Source organism: Xanthobacter aminoxidans, from assembly GCF_043193615.1.
In the GTDB taxonomy this organism is placed as follows: Bacteria; Pseudomonadota; Alphaproteobacteria; order Rhizobiales; family Xanthobacteraceae; genus Xanthobacter; species Xanthobacter aminoxidans.
Map to the genome: position 1 here is coordinate 1183102 of NZ_JBAFUS010000001.1, position 20784 is coordinate 1203885.

At 66.5% G+C, this 20784-nt stretch carries 16 protein-coding genes; 1 reads left to right on the forward strand and 15 read right to left on the reverse strand.

Going from position 1 to position 20784, the window contains the following annotated elements:
- Positions 1-302: 302 nt before the first annotated feature.
- The 8 genes from V5F74_RS05380 to V5F74_RS05415 all read right to left on the reverse strand — a co-directional run bounded on the left by V5F74_RS05380 (position 303) and on the right by V5F74_RS05415 (position 12381).
- A complete protein-coding gene (locus V5F74_RS05380; protein WP_394006710.1) occupies positions 303-2171 on the reverse strand; it encodes a DEAD/DEAH box helicase in 1869 nt (622 codons plus the stop codon).
- A gap of 363 nt (positions 2172-2534) precedes the next feature.
- On the reverse strand, positions 2535-6239 hold the full coding sequence (putA, locus tag V5F74_RS05385; RefSeq protein WP_394007477.1) for a trifunctional transcriptional regulator/proline dehydrogenase/L-glutamate gamma-semialdehyde dehydrogenase: 3705 nt from the start codon (positions 6237-6239) through the stop codon (positions 2535-2537).
- Positions 6240-6499: 260 nt separating this feature from the next.
- The gene (locus V5F74_RS05390) at positions 6500-7393 is read right to left on the reverse strand and encodes an NAD-dependent epimerase/dehydratase family protein (RefSeq protein ID WP_394006712.1); all 894 of its coding nucleotides are present in this window, start codon (positions 7391-7393) and stop codon (positions 6500-6502) included.
- A 150-nt stretch (positions 7394-7543) separates the two neighbouring features.
- Positions 7544-8557: a proline racemase family protein gene (locus tag V5F74_RS05395; protein ID WP_394006714.1), complete on the reverse strand. Its 1014-nt coding sequence runs from the start codon at positions 8555-8557 to the stop codon at positions 7544-7546.
- A gap of 35 nt (positions 8558-8592) precedes the next feature.
- The gene (locus V5F74_RS05400) at positions 8593-9381 is read right to left on the reverse strand and encodes an ABC transporter permease (RefSeq protein WP_029557516.1); all 789 of its coding nucleotides are present in this window, start codon (positions 9379-9381) and stop codon (positions 8593-8595) included.
- Between the two features lies 1 nt (position 9382).
- A complete protein-coding gene (locus V5F74_RS05405) occupies positions 9383-10216 on the reverse strand; it encodes an ABC transporter permease (protein WP_394006716.1) in 834 nt (277 codons plus the stop codon).
- Positions 10216-11277 (reverse strand): ABC transporter ATP-binding protein, encoded by a 1062-nt coding sequence (locus V5F74_RS05410; RefSeq protein ID WP_394006718.1) that lies wholly within the window; start codon positions 11275-11277, stop codon positions 10216-10218. Before V5F74_RS05410 ends, V5F74_RS05405 begins: the two co-directional genes overlap by 1 nt.
- A gap of 45 nt (positions 11278-11322) precedes the next feature.
- Positions 11323-12381, reverse strand: coding sequence for an ABC transporter substrate-binding protein (locus V5F74_RS05415; RefSeq protein ID WP_029557513.1), 1059 nt, complete (start codon positions 12379-12381; stop codon positions 11323-11325).
- Between the two features lie 92 nt (positions 12382-12473).
- Between V5F74_RS05415 and V5F74_RS05420 the strand changes: the two genes are divergently transcribed.
- On the forward strand, positions 12474-13538 hold the full coding sequence (locus V5F74_RS05420) for a GlxA family transcriptional regulator (RefSeq protein WP_245279350.1): 1065 nt from the start codon (positions 12474-12476) through the stop codon (positions 13536-13538).
- A 151-nt stretch (positions 13539-13689) separates the two neighbouring features.
- Here the strand turns inward: V5F74_RS05420 and V5F74_RS05425 are convergent, their stop codons facing one another.
- From V5F74_RS05425 to V5F74_RS05455, 7 genes are all read right to left on the reverse strand, one after another.
- The gene (locus tag V5F74_RS05425; RefSeq protein ID WP_029557511.1) at positions 13690-14859 is read right to left on the reverse strand and encodes a thiolase family protein; all 1170 of its coding nucleotides are present in this window, start codon (positions 14857-14859) and stop codon (positions 13690-13692) included.
- Between the two features lie 4 nt (positions 14860-14863).
- Positions 14864-15607: an enoyl-CoA hydratase/isomerase family protein gene (locus tag V5F74_RS05430; protein WP_197022997.1), complete on the reverse strand. Its 744-nt coding sequence runs from the start codon at positions 15605-15607 to the stop codon at positions 14864-14866.
- An 87-nt stretch (positions 15608-15694) separates the two neighbouring features.
- Positions 15695-16828: a C4-dicarboxylate TRAP transporter substrate-binding protein gene (locus V5F74_RS05435; protein ID WP_156026343.1), complete on the reverse strand. Its 1134-nt coding sequence runs from the start codon at positions 16826-16828 to the stop codon at positions 15695-15697.
- 25 nt (positions 16829-16853) lie between these two features.
- The gene (locus tag V5F74_RS05440) at positions 16854-18161 is read right to left on the reverse strand and encodes a TRAP transporter large permease (protein WP_029557508.1); all 1308 of its coding nucleotides are present in this window, start codon (positions 18159-18161) and stop codon (positions 16854-16856) included.
- 50 nt (positions 18162-18211) lie between these two features.
- Positions 18212-18748, reverse strand: coding sequence for a TRAP transporter small permease (locus tag V5F74_RS05445; protein WP_394006723.1), 537 nt, complete (start codon positions 18746-18748; stop codon positions 18212-18214).
- Between the two features lie 173 nt (positions 18749-18921).
- The gene (locus V5F74_RS05450; RefSeq protein WP_029557506.1) at positions 18922-20307 is read right to left on the reverse strand and encodes an acetyl-CoA carboxylase biotin carboxylase subunit; all 1386 of its coding nucleotides are present in this window, start codon (positions 20305-20307) and stop codon (positions 18922-18924) included.
- 59 nt (positions 20308-20366) lie between these two features.
- A complete protein-coding gene (locus V5F74_RS05455) occupies positions 20367-20783 on the reverse strand; it encodes a MaoC/PaaZ C-terminal domain-containing protein (protein WP_029557505.1) in 417 nt (138 codons plus the stop codon).
- Position 20784 lies beyond the last annotated feature (1 nt).

Genomic DNA, 20784 nt, shown 5'->3' on the forward strand with positions numbered 1-20784 from the left:
GCGGGCGCAACCGCAGTTGCTTGCGCCACCAACCAGCGGCGGCCGGAAGTTCACCGGCCGCGCCAGTCTCCTGAGCACGGCCGCTGACGGCCTCGGCGGGGTCGCGAGCCGCAGCCGTCTCTTCGCCGCGGACCTCGCATCACGGCGTCGCGCCCTCGACGCCTCTCCACATGTCGGCATTCTGGGCGCGAGGTCTTGCTCCCGGACACAGCCTGTCCCGGCGTCCTGATCGGGCACCATCCTGTCGGCGCTCCTCCCCGCGCATTGACCTTCAACGCCGGAGAATGGCGCCGGAGACACCATCAGGAGCGTCGTGTCGGCTTTCCTTTTGGCTTTCCCTCGAATGCGTTCGGACGCCCGCTTCTACGCTGGTTCTCGCCTTTGCCTTGACCAGACGGCTTGGCCTCGCGCGGCTTCTCGAACCCGGCCTTGCCGTGCTCCGCCCTGCCATCGGCAGATTTCCCCTGCGCCGGCCTGTTGCGAAACGTCTTGCCGCGGGGGGGCTCCCCGGATGGCGGAAAGCCGCGCGCCGGCTTCCCCCGGGCGGGCCGCTTCGAAGGCTCCGTAGGCTGGCCGGGCAACACTTCGATGACGACATCGTCGCCATCCGCCCTGCGGGCCGCCTTGCCGAAGCGTTCGGCGGCAGCGAGGCTGACCTCGAAAGCCGTCTCCTCATCGGATATGCGGATGACGCCGATATCCTTGCGCGTCACGTTCCCGCGCCGGCAGATCAGGGGCAGCAGCCATTTGGGATCGGCATTGTTGCGGCGCCCGACATTCAGGCGGAACCAGACACTGCCGGCGCCCGAGCCGCCGTCGAAATCCCGGCCCGCCGCCCGGTCGCGCGCGGCACGGGGCTCACCCGGATCGGCGACCTCCTCCGGGGCTGGCAGGCCGGCCCTGTAGAGGCGCACCAGCGCAGCGGCCAGATGCTCGGGCGAATGCGCGGCGAGCAGCGCGAGGCCGGCGCTGGCATCCTCTTCATTCGGCTCATCGGTGATGACCGCATCGCTCAGCATCCGTTCGTGGTCGAGCTTGCGGATGTCCTCGGAGGTGGGCGGGCCGGACCATGAGGGCCGGATGCCGATCGCCCGCATGAGATCCTCGGCCCGGCGCCGGCGAAACGGCGGCACCAGCAGCACGCTGACGCCCTTGCGGCCCGCCCGGCCGGTGCGGCCGCTGCGGTGCTGCAGGCTTTCGGCATCGTTGGGCAGGTCGGCGTGGATGACGAGGCCGAGGTTCGGCAGGTCGATCCCCCGCGCAGCGACGTCGGTGGCGACACAGACCCGCGCACGCCCGTCCCGCAGCGCCTGCAAGGCGTGGTTGCGCTCGTTCTGGCTCAGTTCTCCGGACAGCGCGACGGCCGAGAACTGGCGCTCCTGAAGCATGGCGTGCAGACGCCGCACGGCCTCCCGCGTGTTGCAGAACACGATGGCGCTTGGAGTATCATAGTAGCGAAGAACATTGACGATCGCATGCTCGACCTCGGTCGGCGCAACGCGCATGGTGCGGTATTCGATGTCGGCGTGCCCGCCTTCGGCTCCCGCCACCTCGATGCGCAAGGCATCGCGCTGGTAGCGCTTGGCGAGCGCGATGATCCCGCGCGGCATGGTGGCAGAAAACAGCAGGCTGCGCCGCTCCGGCGGGGTGGCGTCGAGAATGAATTCGAGATCCTCGCGAAAGCCGAGATCAAGCATCTCGTCGGCCTCGTCGAGCACGGCCACGCGCAGCGCCGAAAGATCGAGGCGCCCGCGTTCCAGATGATCGCGCAGGCGGCCGGGCGTGCCGACGACGATGTGGGCGCCCCGCGCCAGCAGGCGCTGCTCCTGGCGCGGGTCCATGCCGCCGACGCAGGAGACGATGCGGGCTCCGGTCGCTGCGTAAAGCCAGGCGAACTCACGCTGGACCTGGAGCGCCAATTCCCGTGTGGGCGCCACCACCAGCGCCTGCGGCACGCTCGCGAACTCGAAACGCTCCGCGGTGCCCAGCAGCGTTTCGGCCATGGCGAGGCCATAGGCGACCGTCTTGCCGGAACCCGTCTGGGCCGACACGAGAAGATCGCGACCTGACGCCTCGGGCGCCAGCACGGCGAGCTGCACCGGCGTCGGATTGTCGTAGTCTTTTTCCGCCAGGGAGCGGGCGAGCGCCGGATTTGTCGTCAGGAAGGGCACGGCTGGGTCCGCCTATCTCGCAGTATCGTCAGGCGTCGAAGGGTAGCCGTCGGAAAGCATGTGGAACGCCTTCCTAATACCCCGGGAGCCAAGACGCCACAGCCGCCTGGGTGCGCTTCTAAGGCACATGGCGTCGTTTTCGTAAAGCTATGACCCGCCCCGGGACCAACAGCCACCGGTTTCCTGCACGCCTCCTTCCCTGAATTTTGAGGTATGGAGGCCCCGATGAGCAAAGCGAACTTCACGGGGAACGACGAGCGCGACGCCGTCCTTCAAGCCCGTGGTGACGATGACCAAGGTCTGATCGTAGAGCCTGCCTGATATGCATCTTTATAAATACAACAACCGCGTCCGAGGCGGACCTTATGACAATCCGATACTCATCAGGCTGGCGTTTCCCCCCGCGGCGGCGGTGTTGATGGATGTCGAGACCTCCTCCATCAGCCAGTTGAGGCAATAGGCATCAGGATCGTTGAGCAGGTCCTGTGTCGACGCGGATTGGGCCAGCACCAGGGGCCCGCCGAGCGTCGCGATCTTGAGGTTCACCGCACGGACACGCTCAGCCTCGCCCTCGATGAGGGCACCTGAGAACGGGCCGTCGGCCTGCCAATCCGAACTCAGCCTAATCCGGGCGGCGACGGCGGCCGGGAGATCGGAAAGCGCACCGTGCAGTCCGGGCGCAGCATCGACGGCAATGAGATTCCCGGTCGCGAGAGCCGCGGCGATCTGGCGGTAAAGGCCCCGCTCCGTCTGCGGCACGAGGAGGATGAGGCCGCGCGGGTGGAGTGCGTAGAGGTTGCGCTCGCCTTCCGGGCCGGCGAGTTCCTTCTCCACCCCGAGCGCGGAGCGCACCGCGAACTCCCGCGCCGCGTTGGCCTCCGTGCGCAATCCCTTGCGGCTGAGCCAGCTCGCGAAATCGAGCGCTCCCGGGTCGGTGTGTGCCGTGCCCTGCAGCAGCGGCACCGGCGCTTTCCGAACGAGCCGTCCGACATAAAGCGGGCCGCCGGCCTTCGGGCCGGTTCCCGACAGGCCCCGGCCGCCGAACGGCTGGACGCCGACCACGGCGCCGATGATGTTGCGATTGATGTAGAGATTCCCAGCCCTGATGCGGCTCGTCACGTGCTCGATCGTCTCGTCGAGGCGCGTATGGAGGCCGAAGGTCAGTCCGTAGCCCGAAGCGTTGATGTCGTCGATCAGCCGGTCCAGCTCGTCCCGGCGATAGCGGATGACATGCAGCACCGGCCCGAACACCTCCCGCGTGAGGTCCCTGAGGCTTCGCAGCTCGATGATCGTCGGGGGAACGAAGGTGCCGCGTGCGGCGCCGGCGGGCAGGTCGAGCTGCTCCACGCCGCATCCAAGCCCGCGCATGCGCACGATGTGCGCGTTGATCTCGTCTCTGGCGCCTTGCGAGATGACGGGGCCGATGTCCACGCTCAGCCGGTCGGTGCGGCCGATCGCAAGCTCCCTCAGCGCGCCTTTGAGCAGGCGCAGCGTCCTGTCGGCCACCTCCTCCTGCAGGCAGAGGACGCGAAGCGCGGAGCAGCGCTGCCCGGCGCTGTCAAACGCCGAGGCGATGACGTCAGGGACCACTTGCTCGGCGAGCGCCGAGGAGTCCACGATCATGCCGTTCTGCCCGCCGGTCTCGGCGATCAGCGGGATCGGCTTGCCGGTAGAGGACAGGCGTTCGGCAAGCTGCGCCTGAATGAGGCGTGCCACCTCGGTCGAGCCCGTGAACATCACGCCCGCCGTTTCCGGCACCGCGATGAGCGCGGACGCGAAACGCCCGCTGCCAGGCACGAACTGGAGCGCGCCGCGCGGCACGCCGGCTTCATGAAGAATCCGGATGCTCTCGAACGCGATCAGCGGGGTGGCGCCAGCCGGCTTCGCCATGACCGGATTGCCAGCGACGAGCGCCGCCGCGACCTGGCCGGTGAAGATCGCCAGCGGGAAGTTCCACGGACTGACGCAGACGACCGGACCGAGCGGCACATGCGACGGCCCCAGAGTCCGGCGGGCCTGGTCGGCGTAGTAGCGCAGGAAATCGATGGCCTCGCGCGCTTCCCCAACGGCGTTCGCCGCCGACTTGCCCGCCTCGCGCATCAGGATCCCCATGAGGGCGTCCATGCGCGACTGCATGATGTCGGCGGCGCGTTCCAGGCACGCGGCACGCGCATCGGGCGGCACGGCCGCCCAGCCCGGTGCGCCATTGGCGGCAAGGCGCGCCACATGCGCGGCGGCCTCAAGGGGCAGCTCCGTGACTATGCCCACGGTGTCCGTGTGATCGGCCGGGTTCAGGATCGCGCGCGCATCGCCCGCATCCGAGCCGTCCGAAAGCAGCGGAACCGCATGCAGGCCTAGGCGAGCGCCCGCACCGAGCGCGCGGGAGAGCCGCGCAAGCGACGGCTCGTCGGACAGATCGATGCCTTCGGAATTCAACCGCTCGTGCCCGAAGAGCGCGCGGGGAAGCGATATCTGATCGTGCGGCGCCCCGATGACCGGCATCCCCCGGACAAGGTCGGCGGGATCGACCACCAGGTCGTCGAGCGAGACGTTCGGGTCCGAGATCCGGTGGACGAACGAGGAGTTCGCGCCGTTTTCCAGCAGCCGCCGCACGAGATAGGCCAACAGCGTCTCGTGGGTGCCGACGGGCGCGTAGATCCGGCATGGCCGATCGAGATTCTGCGCGCCGACCACCTCGTCATAGAGCGACTCACCCATGCCGTGGAGGCACTGGAACTCATACTGGCCGACGCGGAAATCCGGCCCCGCCAGATGATAGATCGTCGCCAGCGTCTGGGCGTTGTGGGTGGCGAATTGCGGAAATACCGCGTCGCGCGCGTCCAGCAGCTTCCGCGCGCAGGCGATATAGGCGACGTCGGTGTGGACCTTGCGCGTGTAGACCGGGAAGTCCTTCAGCCCGTCAACCTGTGCCCGCTTGATCTCGGCATCCCAATAGGCGCCCTTGACCAGCCGCACCATGATGCGGCGTCCGGAGCGCCGCGCCAGATCGATGATATGATCGAGGACGAAGGGGCAGCGCTTTCCATAGGCCTGGACCACGAAGCCCAGACCGTCCCACCCCTTGAGGCTCTCGTCGAGGCTGAGTTCCTCGAGGATGTCGAGCGAGAGCTCCAGGCGGTCCGCTTCCTCCGCATCAATGTTGAGACCGATGTCGTATCGACGCGCCAGGACTGCGAGGCCACGCACCCGTGGCAGCAGCTCGGCCATCACGCGCTCCGCCTGGGCGCGGCTGTAGCGGGGGTGCAGCGCGGAGAGCTTGATGGAAATTCCCGGGCCGTCGTAGATGCCCCGCCCGTCCGCCGCCGTTCCGATGGCGTGGATAGCGTTCACGTAGTCCGCAAGGTAGCGCTGGGCGTCGTCCGCCGTGATGGCGGCCTCGCCGAGCATGTCATAGGAATAGCGGAAGCCGCGCGCCTCCAATGGACGGGCCCGCTTGAGCGCCTCGCCGATGGTTTCGCCGGTGACGAACTGCTCGCCCATCATGCGCATGGCCATGTCCACGCCATGGCGGATGACCGGCTCGCCGCATCTTGCGATCACCCGGCCCAGCGCCGCGGAAAGGCCGCGGTCGTTGACCGTGGACGTCAGCTTTCCAGTGACGAGCAGCCCCCATGTGGCGGCGTTGACGAACAGCGGACGGTCGCTTCCGAGGTGGGATTTCCAATCGCCCGAGGAAATCTTGTCGCGGATGAGCGCATCCCGCGTGGCGCTGTCGGGAATTCTCAAAAGCGCTTCCGCAAGGCACATCAGGGCCACGCCCTCCTGGCTGGAAAGCGAATACTCCTGCACCAGCCCCTCGACGCCGCCTCCTCTGCGCTTGGCCCGCACGGCGCTGATGAGATGTCGCGCGGTCCGGGCGATCGCGTCCTTTGTCTCCTGCGGAAAGGTGGCTGCCGCCAGAAGAGGCGGCACGCACTCCATTTCCGGACGGCGGCAGGCCGCAGAAATGGCGCGACGCAGGTCGCCCTGCGGGCGGATTGGGGGGGCGAAGCGTGCGAACGGTGCGAGAGCTTCCCCGTCGGTCATGAAAGTCATCGTGTTCGACATCAAGCACACTCAGCGAAGAGGGGATCATCGAAAAATGTGGATGCTTGCCGCGCATCCGGGATCTTGTGCTTTGCTGGGCCGTTCAGATTTTCCGGTCCGACGGTGACGACCGTAAGGATGGCCCGCATTGCAAAGGGCCGAAAGTGCTTCACGAGGTTCGTCTACTCGCCGATGTCGAACGTGCCGCCCCGGCGCGCATCTCGCAGCGCCTTGATGGGGCAGCGGACGGGCTTTGCGGCCGGGACCGCCAGGGGCCAGCTCTACTTCGCATACCGGTCGGACAGGAACGCGAGGGCGGTCGGCCCCTTCGGCGTCCAATCGAGATCGTGCCGGGTCGCGATCCCTCTCATCCGGGTGTTCGATCCAAAAGTGAAGCGGGCCTTCTCATTGCCTAGAACCGCCGACGCTTCGTCGATGGTCCAGCTGCCATCAGCCGGATGCCCGTGCAGGCGGTTGAGGAGACGGACCATGTCGCCGAACGAAACCTCCCCGCTCTCCACGAAGTAGAACGCGCCCGACCGGCCGCGCTCGATGGCCAGATGATAGGCCCGTACGACGTCGTCAATATGGACGGACGAGGTGATGTTCCGTCCGGGCCCGATGTAGCGGGCGCCGGACCGGCTGGCCTGAGCGGCCAGAAATGGAATCTGGATGCTGTCCTTCTTGGCGCCGAGCCCCTCGCCATAGATGAGGCTGTTGCAAAGAACCATCGGCCGAAGCCCCCGAAAGGCGCTGCGCCGCACGGCCGTGTCGATGGCGAGCCGGTGGGCTTTCTGCGGAACCGGCATGAGCGGCGTGCTCTCATCGTGGATCCGGTCGCCATACTCACCGTGCGCATCATCCGCGATCAGGCTGGATCCGCTCGAATGAACCAGGGTCTTTCCGGTGCCCGCGAGGCCCTCGATCAGGGCATCGACCGCCATGGCATGATCCGAACTGGCAGCATTGACGACCACATCGGCGAGGGCGGCCGAGGCCGCCAGGAGCCGGCCGTCATCGAGGCTCCCGATCACGCTCCGGAACCCGGCAGCTTCCATCAGCTCCGCCTGATCCGCACGGCGGACGAGACCGGTGACAGTCGCGCCCTCGGCCTTCAGGCGCGAGGCCACCGAACCGCCGAGATATCCGGTGATCCCGGTGATGAATACCTTCATGTTCAACCTCCGATTACGGCTTTTCCGCCGGAACGCAGGGCGGTCCACGTCGGGCAAGGCGGGCGACGACACCGCCCTGCGACAGGGCGCGGTCGGATGTCATCGCATCGCCGCGGGCCGCACGGGGCGTTGCGGCCGACGTGGGCCGTCTCATGCGACGAGGAAGCCGGCATCCACAGGATCCTCGCGGTTGATCGTCCAGCGCGCCGTGCCCAGCAGGCCCGCGGTGCCTTTCACGGTCGGGCGCACCGCTCGGGTGCCATTCAGGTTGGCCTCGCCGATGAGGCAACCCTCGAAGGTCCCGGACCCGATCAGTCCCTCGGAGCGGATCGGCTGGTGCAGCTTCAGCTCGCCGCGCGCCTCGAACATCGCCATCATCGCGCTGGTGCCGGTGCCGCCCGGAGAGCGATCCAGCTGTCCCGCGGAAAAGACGTGGACGTTCTTGTAGAAAGCACCCTCGATCGTTGGCTCGTGCCAGAAGGTGACGAAGTTGAAATTGTCGATGTGGCTCGAAGCGGGGTGCCGGATTCCCACCTTCTGACGCAACTGCTCTCGCGCGATCACGCCGAGCTGCGACAACTGGGACCCGTTCTCCGGCGAAATCCTGAGCGAGGTGCCGCGCAAATCGATGATGCCGAAGTAATTGCCACCCCAGACGATATCGGCCTTGAGCGAGCCGATGCCGGGCAAATCGAACGGCACGTCCTGGGCCGCGACGTAGGCCGGGACATTCTCGAAGCGGGTCCACAGCACCTGCGGGCCGTCGTTGGCGACCTCGGCCGTCACCAGCCCGGCGGTGGTTTCGAAGCGGATGGTGGTGCGGCCGTTCTCGCCGCGCCGGGCGAGGCCGAGCGCGACCATGGCCATGCCGATGGCGATGGTCCCGTGGCCGCACATGTGGGAATATTGCGTGCCGTCGATATAGATCAGGCCGGCATCGTAATCGGGGCTGGACGGCGGCGTGAGGAAGACGCCGAACATGTCCTTGTGCCCGCGGGGCTCGCGCATCAGCGCGCAGCGCACCCAGTCGTAGTTTTCCTGAAGGTAACGGCGCTTCTCCAGGATGCTCGATCCGGCGGGATAGGGGATGCCGCTGTGGATGATGCAGAGGGGCTCGCCCTCGGTGTGCGTATAGATGACGTCGAAGACATTCTGCAGGCGCATTGTGGACTCCTCGGGACAACAATTGGCGGGATGAGTTAGCGGCTACGCTCCGAGAGCAGGTCGAGGCCGATGGTCAGGTCGAGCAGCACGATGACGACCGCTGCGACGATGATCGTCAGGCCGGAGACGGCGGCAATGGTCGGATCGATCGAGTACTGGACGTAGTTGAACAACTGGACCGGGATCGTGGTCAGCTCGGCGGTGGTGTTGAAGATGCTGAGCTCGACATTGATCCACGACGCGATGAAGGCGAAGGTCGCGCCGCTGGCGACCCCGCTGCGGATCTGCGGCAGGGTCACGAGGAAGAAGGTCGTCAGCGGGGGGGCTCCGAGATCGGCGGAGGCTTGCTCCAGGACGAGCTGGTCGTCGCTGAGCTGCGGCAGCACAGCCCGCAGCGCGAAGGGCATGATGATCACCACATGCCCGACCAGCAGCGCCGGGAAGCTGCGCACCAGTCCGATGGCGCCGCCGTACTGCAACAGCGCGGCGCCGAGCACGACATGCGGCAGGATGAGCGGAGACATCAGCGTTGCCGTGAACAGGCCGCGGCCGATGAAACGATAACGCGCGATGGCGATGGCCGCAGGCACGGCCAAAAACACCGCCAGGATGGTCGCGGCCACCGCCAGCTGGGTGCTGACCAGGAAGGCCGAGACATAGGACGGATCGCCCAGCATCTTGCCGTACCAGGACAGGGTCAGCCCCCGCGGCGGAAAGGCGAGAAAGCTGGTCGTGGTCAGTGATGCCCCGACCAGGACGACAAGGGGCAGCGCGAGATAGGCGAGCGCGGCGAACGAGACAATGCGGACGAGAGCCGAGACCATCTCATGTCCTCCTTGGCTCGCTGAGCCGGCCGGCAATGGTGACGAGCGCCAGCGTCATCACCAGCATCGTCATGCTCAGGGCACCGCCATAGTTGAAGTCGAAGACGGAGCTGTATTGCTGGAAGATCAGCATGGAGAAGACCGTGATCTGGCCGCCGCTGAGCAGGGCCGGCGTTACATAGGCGCTCGCCGCCAGCATGAAGACCATGACCGCTCCGGACATGAGGCCGGGCAGGCTGAGCGGGAAGATGATCCGCCAGAACGTATCCGCGGGCGTCGCGCCGAGATCGGCCGAGGCCAGTTCCACCGCCTCGCCCACCTTCGCGAGGGCGTTGCCGACCGTCAGGACGATGAACGGCAGGAGGATGTAGACGAGGCCGATCAGGATGCCGAGCTCGGTGCCGAGGAAGCGCATGGGCCGCTCGATCACGCCAAGTGCGATCAGCCCGTCATTGACGAGGCCGTTGCGGCCGAGCAGCACCATCCAGCCGAAGGAGCGCACGATGTTGCTGGTGAACATCGGCACGACCAGCAGGATCAGGCAGGCGCGCCGCCAGGGCCGCCACTGGATGACGCGGACGAGATACCAGGCGAGCGGGTAGCCGATCAGAACGCAGGCGAGCGTGGTCAGGATGCTGATCCGGAATGTCACCCACAGCACGTTCCAGTGATAGGCGTCGGCGAGGATGCGGACGTAGTGCGAGAGTGTCGGCAGTCCTTTCGGGGTCGTCAGACTCGCGATCAGGACCACCGCCATTGGCGCCAGGAAGAAGGCGATGAAAAAGCCCGCCGGCAGGATGCAGAGCAGGAGGACCGGGCGCAGCGTGCCGCGCATCACGCATCCCCCGTCACGAGGCGCAGATCGGCGACGCAGATGTTCGCGAAGACGAGTTGGCCGGTGGTTAGCCCGGCCAGGGCCGACGGGGCGAGCCGGGCGGTCAGCGTGGAGCCGCCCAGGGCGAGGGAGGCCATGGCATGGCTGCCGACATGGGCGATGTCGGACACGACGACCGGCAGAGCGAGACGCCCCGGAGCCGGCTCCGTCATGACGACAACATCCTCGGGCCGCAGCACGGCCGTGAGCGCGGCCTGCGGATATTCCGACGAGGCCGGCAGGGTGATCGTGCCGCCGAGCAGCGACAGACTGCCGTCGCCGCGCCTCTCGACCGGGATCAGATTCGCATCGCCGATGAAATCGGCGGCGAAACGGGTCGCCGGGCGGGCATAGATGTCCTGGCCGCGGCCGATCTGCTCGATACGTCCGCCCCTCATCAGCACGATCCGGTCGGCCAGCACCATCGCCTCCTCCTGGTCGTGGGTCACGAACAGGAAGGCGATGCCCAGCCGGTGCTGGATCCGCTTGAGTTCGGTCTGGACCTTCTTGCGGAGCTTCAGATCAAGCGCGCTCAGGGGCTCGTCGAGCAGCAGCAATTGCGGACGGTTGACGATGGCGCGCGCCAGGGCGACGCGCTGCTGCTGCCCGCCGGACAGCTGTGCGGGCAGGCGATCATCGAAGCCGGTCAGACCCACAAGGTCCAGCGCCTCGGTGGCGCGTCGCGCGGCCTCCGCCTTGCCGGCCCCCTGCCGGCGCGGACCGTAGGCGACGTTTTCCACGACGGTCAGGTGCGGGAACAGCGCGTAGTTCTGGAAAACGGTGTTCAGCGGGCGCCGATAGGGCGGCAGCCGCGTCACATCCTTGCCTGCCAGGTGGATGGTGCCGGCGTCGGGCGTGAGGAAGCCGGCGATGCAGCGCAGCAGGGTGGTCTTGCCGCAGCCCGACGGACCGAGCAGGGCGATGAACTCGCCCTGCTCGACGTCCAGCTCGATGTCCGTCAGCGCCGGCTGTCCGCAGAACGACTTGGATAGCCCACTGAGGGTGAGGATGGAGGTGCTCATCCGACGGCTCCGGATCTGGGGCTCGTGCTGCTGGTGTCGGCCAGCTTACTTGCGGGCGATTTCGCGGTTCCACGTATCGACGACGCCCGCGCGCAGCGCGTTGATGTCCGCCCAGTTGAAGAGCATCAGGCTTTTGACCGATCCCGTCTCTCCCCAGGGGAGCTTGCGGGCGGTTTCCGGCTTGACCGAGACGTTCTTCACCGAAGGTCCGAGGTAGAGCTTCTCCGCGAGGCATCCCGACGCCTCGGGCGTCAACGCCTGGTTGATGAACTTTTCGGCGGCTTCCTTCTTCGCGCTCCCCTTCACGAGGTGCAGCCGGGTATCCCCCGCCCAGGCCCCTTCCTTTGGTACGACGAAGCCGATGGGCAGGCCTTTGTCCGCCAGATCCCAGGCGCCCACGTTGAAATGCGCGCCGATGATCGCCTCTCCGCTCTGGAAGGCGTTGGTTGCAGCGCCCGAGGAATCGAAGAACAGGGCGGCCTTGAGTTCCTTGATCTTCTTGAAGGTCGTCGCGAGGTCGCTGGTGGGGACGCCCCCAATCTTCGACAGGAAGATGATGAAGGGCACACCGGACGCGTTGGCGGGCGAGGGAATGGTCACGGCATCGGCGAATGCGGGGTTCCAGAGGTCGTTCCAGGACGTCGGGGCGGTCTTGATCTTCTGCGTGTTGTAAGCGAGCCCGAGCGAGTAATAGCCGGTGCCGACCGCATAGGTCGTGGCGCCGCTGCGGTAGACTGCCTCCGGCACGGCGTTGGCAAGGTTCGGGATCGCCGCCGGATCGAGCGTTTCGACCACATCCGCGGCGAGTGCGAGTTCGCTGATGCCCCCATCCATCCACGCCACGTCGATGGTGGGCGCCCCCTTCTGCTGCTGCAACTTCGACAGGGTGACGGTAGAGGTGCCGATCTCCGCCTTGACGGCGACGCCGGTCGCCTTGGTGAAGGGGTCCGCGATGCAGGCGCGGAAGGCATCCCCCCAATTGCCCCCGAACCAGGCGACGGTGATGGACGGGGGCTGTTGCGCCATGGTCGGAGCGGCGGGCAGTGTCGCGGCGATCATGGTGGTCGATAACAATGCCTTGGCCAGCCGGATGGAAAGGGTCATCGTTGTTCTCCTCTGCCGAGCGTCTTCGCGCTTCTGTGAGGTCATGATGGCGCGCCGGCTGCAAAGCGCACTAGAATGGGCCGGCCTAAAATTTGAACATTCGCGACATGCGCCCCCTGCGTCCTCCCCGTGCCAGCGATCACCCGCCGCCCCCTGCGCCGCCCGCCGCCCGGCTGCGGATCGGCTTCCTGCTGCTCGACAAGTTCACGCTGGCCGCCTTTTCCGGACTGATCGACGTGCTGCGGCTGGCGGCCGACCATGGCGGACGCAGCCGCAAGCTCCATGCGAGCTGGACCGTGATGAGTCTGGACGGCCAGCCGCGGCGGTCGAGCTGCGGGATATTGGTCACCCCGAACGGCGACCTGATGGATCCGGCCAACTTCGACTACCTCGCCGTGTGCGGCGGCAACGACTATCTCAACGATGCATTGCCTGAGAGCCTGCTCGCCTACCTGCGGCGGGCGGCGGCGTCAGGCGTGCGGCTGCTCGGGATCTGCACCGGCACATTCGCCATCGCCAGGGCCGGCCTTGTGGGGCCGCGGCGGGTCTGCGTTCACTGGAACGTGCTCGATGCCTTCAAGCAGCGCTTCCCGAAGGTGCAGGCGGGGGTGGAGCGTCTCTTCATCGACGAGGGGGATCTGATCACCTGTGCCGGCTCCACGGCGGCGATCGATCTCGGCCTTTACCTGGTCGCGCGCCACTGCGGCCGGGACAAGGCTCAGCAGGCCATGCGGCACATGATGCTGCAGCACATGCGGCCGGCCGAGATGCCCCAGCCGCATTTCTATGCGGAGATCGGCCCCCACCTTGACGTCAGGGTGCAACAGGCCGCGCAGTTCATCGAGCAGCGACTGGACAATCCTCCGCCGGTCGCGGCCATCGCGCGCTATGTGGGTGTCAGCCCACGCCAGCTCGAGCGCCTGTTCGCGGTATCCCTCGGTCAGAGCCCGGCCGCGTTCCAGCGCGGCCTTCGGCTCGACTATGCACGATGGCTGATCCTCAACAGCAAGCGATCGCTGACAGACATCGCGATGGGAGCGGGCTTCGCCGACAGCGCCCACCTATCACGGGACTTCAAGACCGCATTCGGGGAAACGCCGCGATCCCTGCGCCGCAACGCAAGCGCAGGCCGGGCGGATGCCGGCAATCCGGGCTGACGGCCTTGCAATAGTCTCTCGCCCCAGCGCGGCGATCCCTTTGCCTCCCCTCCCCCCGCGTCCGGGCGGGAGAAGGCCGAGCTGAAGAACCACGTCGGCTGGCGCGGAAGCCCGTCTTCATACGACGCCTTCGGCGTGAAGAGCGGATCGCTCAGGGCTCGATCCGCTCAATGATGGTCGCGGTACCCAGACCACCACCACAGCACATGGACTGCAGGCCGAACCGCCCACCGCGTCGCTCCAATTCGCCCAGTAGCAACGTCATCAGCCGCGCCCCGGAGGAGCCCAGCGGATGGCCCATTGCAATGGCACCGCCATTGACATTGACCCGCGAGAGGTCGGGCTGGATTTCATCGATCCAAGCCCCGAGCACCGAAGCGAATGCCTCGTTGACCTCGAACAAGTCGATATCGCTGAGCGCCAGCCGGGCGCGGGCGAGGATGCCCCGGGTCGCCGGGATCGGGCCCGTGAGCATGATCTCGGGATCGACACCGACAACCAGCTGCGCATGGACCCGGGCGCGGGGCGTAAGTCCCAGGGCACGGGCCTTGCCAGCGCTCATGAGCAGGAGAGCCGCCGCCCCGTCCGAGACCTGGCTGGCATTGCCCGCCGTCACCCGGCCGTCCGGACGGAAGGGCGGCTTCAGGGTCGCAAGTTTCTCCACGCTCGATCCGGGCCGCACGCCCTCGTCGCGCGTGAGCATCACACCGCCGGCCCCCTCAATGGGGATCATGTCGGCATCGAACCGACCCGCCTCCTGCGCCGCGGCGGCACGGCGGTGGCTTTCCACGGAAAGCTCATCCAGATAGATCCGATCCAGATGCCACCGCTCGGCGATCCGCTCGGCCGCCTCGCCCATGCTGGGCATGGAGAAGCGCTCGACCAGATCCTTCGGATAACGCGCGCCGTAGCGCGTATCGTCATTGCCGCCACGGGTGGCCGACATGATCTCGACGCCGCCGGCCACAACCACATCGCAGACGCCGGAGCGGATCAGCGTATCGGCGAAGTGCACCGCTTGCTGAGACGAACCGCACGCGCGCTGCACGGTGGAGCCCGGAACCGTCACCGGCATTCCCGCCATGAGGAGCGCCGTGCGCGCCACGTTGCCGGCCTGCATGCCCACCTGCGTGGCGCAGCCGGCGACCACGTCATCCACCAGTCCCGGATCGAGTCGGCTGCGCTCCAGAAGGCGGGCGAAGACGTGGCCAAGCAACGCCGCCGCATGCCATTCCCGGAGGGCACCATCCCGGCGCCCGACCGGCGTGCGGACGGCATCAATGATGACCGGTTCATGGTCGCCGACCTCGTGAAACTTCATCTCGTCATTCCTCCTGCCGCGTCAAACGCGCCCGCCTGAGGCGGTTTTCCACATTCACCTGTTCTGCAGCGTCCAGGGCGTGCGCGAGGTCGCAGCGATCGCTGGTGCGAACCATGCGCTTCACCTCGGCCACCAGCTCTGTCGGATGGCCCGCGAGTTCCGTCGCACGACGCGCGACGTCCGGAGCCGCATCGGCACCGGAGGGCAGCACCACGAGACCTGGAATCCTCGCCTCGGCAGCCGTGAAAATCCGCCCGTTGGCGAGCAGGTCGAACGCCACCAGAGGTCCCGCACGCCGCACGATGCCGGGCACGACCAACGCGGGCACCACCGCATGGCGCATCTCGGGGAAACCGAGCCGCGCATCCGCGGCGCACACCGCCACGTCGCACGCGAGCGCCAGGGCGAAGCCCGCGCCCAGGGCGAAGCCGTGGACCTCGGCGATCACCGGCTTGTCGATCTCGCCGGGCGCCTCAAGCAGACGTCGCATGCGGTGCGCATGGGCAGCGGCCACGGCTGCATCGGTGATCCGCGCCGTCTCCTTGAGGTCGGCGCCGGCGGAGAATCCGCCGCCAGTGCCGGCAAGCACCACCACGCGAACCGCGGGATCGGCACCGGCCGCCGCGATCGCCTCGGTGAGCGCACCGACGAGCGTGCCGTCGAGCGCGTTGCGCGCCTCGGGTCGGTCGAGAACGAGCCGTCTTACGCCGCCCGCGTCCTCGACGCGCAGCCTGTGGTCACGGGACATCATTTCCTCCAGCCAGGCGCCCGGACGAGAGCTGTGGTGAGGCGCGCCGCAGGGCCGAATGCAGCCCTGCGGCACCGTCTCATCCTCTCACTTGATGGGGTTTTGCACGTCGACCTTGGCGTAGATCTCTTCCCAAAGGAGGCGCTTGAACGTCGCCTGGTCGCGGCCGTTCTTCTCCAGCAGCCCCCGCCACTTTTCGGCAAGGCGGGTCAGTTCGGCAGCGATCTTCTCTGGATCCTTCACGCCAACCTTTGCGCCCTTCTCCACCGCCGTGGCCGTGTACTTCTTGGCAAAATCCTTGATGAAGGCACCGAACTCGGCATCTCCCTTGTAAAACTTGGTGCCCTTCTTGGTGTACTCGGACACGACTTCCTCATCCTCGTGGATGTAGTTGAAGATCGAATCCGTGACCAGTTGGGGAAGGTTGGTGACGATCGCCTTGCGCTGATCGACGGTCAGGGCATTCCACTTGTCGATCCGCAGGTCGAACAGCGCCGCTCCAAGAAAGCCGCCGAGCGGGTCGAGCAGCACGAACTTCGCCGCCTCGCCGTAGGAGCGCGCCTTCTGGGCGGCGATAGAATGAAGCGCGCAATCGATGATGCCGCGATCCAGCGCCTCGTAGCCTTCGTCGGGGCTAACGTTGACCGGCACCGCACCGAGGGCGCGCGCCAGGTCGGCATAAGCGGAAATGCCGCGCACGCGCTTGCCCTTGAAATCCGAGAGCTTCTTCATCTCGGTGCGGCAGTGGTAGACATAGGGCGTCAGCGCATAGGTGGCGAGAAAGCGTGTGTTGAACTTCTTGTATTCCTCGGTGCATTGCGGGCAGTTGAACAGTTCCAGTTCGTTCAGCACCGCCGTCATCACGAGCGGCTCATCGTTGAGCAAACTGAACTCGGCGAGGAAGTTGTCGACCGGCATTTCGGTGGGAATGTAGGCGCCGACGAAGTACCCGGCATCGGCGATCCCGTCCCGCACGCCGCCCGGAATGTCTTTACCCGACAGGAGAGACGATCCGAAGTGATACTCGAACTTCAGCGTGCCCTTTGAGTCCCGCTCCACATCCTGAAAGTAGCGCAGGAGCACCGGGTTGGTGATGTGCTTTGGGTTAAGATAATTCGCATAGACGATCTTGACAGGGTCGGCGGCTTGGGCGGACGCCGGCATGAGTGCCGTCGCCCCGCTGATGGCAGCCAGACCGGCTGCGAAAAGGACGTGTTTCACTTTGTATCCTCCCGATTTTTCTTCTTCACTTCATTATGTTTGGCAAGAAAAGAGAGATCTCAGGGAAGGAAATGAGAATGATAAGCGTGATGATGTCGGTGACGATGAACCACATCACGCCCTTGAAGATCGTCTCCAGCGGCACAGACTTCCCGACCACGCTCTTGATAACGAAGACATTGAGGCCGACCGGCGGTGTCACAAGCCCGATCTCCAGGTATTTGATGACGAGGACACCAAACCAGATCAGGTTCAGATGGGCCGCCTCCAGCACCGGCAGCATGATCGGCAACGTCAAAAGCATGATGCCGATGGAGTCCAGGAACATCCCGAGGATGATATAGACCACCGACGCGCCGATGATGATGTAGAGCCAGTGCAGCTCCATCCCGTCGACCACATGGGCAACATAAGCCGGCAAGCCGGATACAGCCATGAAGCGCGAAAGCAGGAAGCCGCCGAGCGCGATGAAGAGTATGGTGGCGGTTGAATTCACCGATTCCACCACCGATTCCTTGATCACGCGCCAGTTCAGCGCCCCCCGCAGCGCGACGATGACGAACGTCATCAAGGCACCGCCCGCGGCGGCTTCGGTGGCGGTGAAGATGCCCACATACATGCTGCCGATCACCGCCAGCACCAGCACCGGCAACGGCCACACCGACCCGAGCACCGCCCAGCGGGCCGCCCAGCTCACCGCCTCTTCCACCGGCGGGGCCAAGGCGGGATTCAGCTTGCAGCGGATCGCGATCATGGTCGCAAACATGACCGCCGACAGAATTCCCGGGATGACGCCCGCGACAAGAGCCTGGCTCACCGAGACCTCGGCGAAGATGGCGTAGAGCACCATCAGAATGCTGGGCGGAATCAGCGAGCCGAGCGTGCCGGCGGCAGCCACCGCGCCGGTGGCAAGGCCCGGATCGTAGCGGTAGCGCAGCATTTCCGGGATCGCGATGCGCCCCATGGCCGACGCGGTGGCGACGCTGGAGCCAGAGGCCGCGGCAAACATCGCGCAGGCGGCGGTGCTGGCCACTGCGAGCCCGCCGGGCAGCGCGCTCAGCCACAACCGCGCGGCCCTGTAGAGACTTTGGGTGAGGCCGCCGTGATAGGCCAGGGTGCCCATGAGGATGAACATGGGCACCGCCGACATCGACCAATGGGCGATGAAATTGTAGGGCTGCTCGGCCAGCACGCTCATCGCCGCTGCCGGCCCACGTATGACCAGCATCCCGACCACGGAAACCGAGGCGAGCGCGAAGGCGATGGGCACCCGTACGGCCAGCATCAGCAACAGAATGGCGATCGCAAGAATGCCGACGGTGATCGATGACATGATGTGCCCTTGAAGACGCCGGTTCGGGGAAAGGTGGAGGGGGCGCGGCGTCAGTCGACGTCGAGCGCATGGCCATGACGGGCGCCGCCCGGTGCCGGCTTTCCAAAGATGGCGGCGCGCGCTTCCTCCGCCGCGTTGAGCAGGAGATAGAGCGCAAGCACCAGCGCGCCGGCCACCACCAGCCAGCGGGTCGGCCAGATCGTGACGATCACCGTGCCGACCGCGTATTCACCGGCCCGCGTCATGGCGAGGGCCTTCAAGTAGGTCGCATAGCAGAATACGAGCGTTCCGGCGGCGCAGGCGAGGCAGACCACCGCATCGAGCGAGGCCACGGCGCGTGGCGGCATCCAGCCGGTGAACAGCTCAATGATGACGTGGGCCTTGTCCCGCTGCACGCAGGCCAGCGGCAGGAACGTCACCGCGACCATGAAATAGTTGGCGGTCAGCTCCTGACTGCCGGGCACGGTGCCATTGAACAGGCTACGCGCCACCGCATCGGCGACGACGATCACCATCATCAGCACGATGCTCAAGCCCGCGGCAAGCAGCAGCAGATTCGCTACCGGATCGAGGATCCTGCGCGCCAATCCCATGGGTCCCTCCCGTGTGCGCCAGTCATGCCGGACGCATCGTCGTTAACGCGAACCATAACAAAGCCTTGATACAGATCAACACAATTCGTCCAGATTGATACTTTGAATTCTGGTATTAATCGGCGGATGCGTTTCGCCACAGTCGCCACACGCTCAGCAGCCCCCAGTCATCCCCGGGGCTCTTCCGTCCGTGGAGAAAGCAAAGCGGAACCATGCCTCGCCACGAAGTCGGTCGTGGCGGCACCGGTGCGAAATTCCGCATGCGCGAGCACGGACCGCAGGAACGCGAGATTGCTCCCCACGCCATTGATACACGTCGCCGCCAAAGCATCATCAAGGCGCCGCCGCGCGGTTTCCCTGTCCGGGCCCCAGGCGATCACCTTGGCAATCATGGGATCGTAGAATGGGGTGATCTCGTCGCCCGCCCGAACCCCTGTATCGATGCGCAGGCCGTCGCCCAGTGCAGGAAGATCCAGCCGTGCAAGTCGTCCCGGCGTTGGCAGGAACCCACGGTCCGGAGCCTCCGCATAGATGCGGGCTTCGATGGCATGGCCGACCGCCACCGGCGGATCTGGGATCGCCGCCGAGAGGTCCTCGCCGGCCGCCTGGCGCAGCTGCAACGCCACCAGATCGAGGCCCGTCACCATTTCCGTAACGGGGTGCTCTACCTGGATGCGCGTGTTCATCTCCAGGAAATAGAAGCGCCCGGTCGCGGCGTCGACGATGAACTCGACGGTCCCCGCGCCGAGATACCCGACCCGCGCCGCGAGGCGGGCGGCCGCCGTCCTCAGCCCATGGGAGACCCCATCGGGCAGGTTTGCGGCGGGGCTCTCCTCGATCACCTTCTGGAAGCGGCGTTGCACCGAGCAGTCTCGCTCGGGAAAGGCGATGACCCGGCCGGGAGCAACGCCAAACACCTGCACTTCCACATGGCGCGCGGCGGCGACGAAATGTTCGAGATAGACGCCGTCATCGCCGAAGCTGCGGGCCGCCTGCTCGCGCGCGCGTTCGACGGCGGCCGGGAGATCGGCTTCGGTGTCGACACGGCGCATGCCGATGCCCCCGCCCCCGCCTGTCGCCTTCACCAGCAGCGGGAAGCCCACGGATGCGCCGAGGCCGGGCAGGTTCTCCCCCATGTCCCGGGGCAACCGTCCGGAGCCGGGCAAAACAGGGACGCCCGCATCCTCGGCCCGCGCGCGGGCGCGCCCCTTGTCACCCATCTCGGCAATGATGGTGTCAGCCGGCCCCACGAAGAGGAGCCCGGCGTCCACGACCTTCCGTGCAAAAGAGGGGCTCTCCGAGAGGAAACCGTAGCCGGGATGGATGGCCATGGCGCCGGTGGCGCGCGCGGCTTCCAGGATGGCGTCGGCATCGAGATAGCTCTGCCGCGCCGGAGGGGGACCGATGCGCACCGCCTCGTCCGCCAGCTCCACGTGAAGAGCGTTGCGGTCGGCGTCGGAGTAGACTGCGATGCTTCTCAGCCCGAGGTCGCGGCAGGCCCGCACGATGCGGCAGGCGATCTCGCCGCGATTGGCGATGAGGACACTCTTCATCGATCCCTTCCCGGTTTGGAGCGTGGAGCCGGCGGCCTGGGCCCGGCTGGAATGCGTGCCTATCGCTGAAACGCGAGGGTGGCGTTGCCCTGAAAGACGAGCCTCCGCTCGACCTCGCCTCTCACCGCGAGATCGCAGCAGGGGACGCCCTGCCGCGTCTCCTTCGCCACCACTTCAACGGTCATCACCACCACGTCACCCGGGCGCACCGGATTGAGGAAGCGCCCTTCGATGTCGCGCACGAACGCGCCCGGACCGCCGAACGCAGAGGCGCTGCGCCCGGCGATACCCATGGTCAGCATGCCATGGGCTATCACGCCGGCGAGCCCGGCCTCCCGGGCATAGGCATCATCGTAATGGATACGGTTGAAGTCGCCCGAGGCGCCCGCATACATCACCAGTTGGCGGGTCGTAACGGGATCGCTCGAAAACGTGTCCCGGTCTCCCACGGCCAGTTCGTCGAAGCGCCTCTGCATC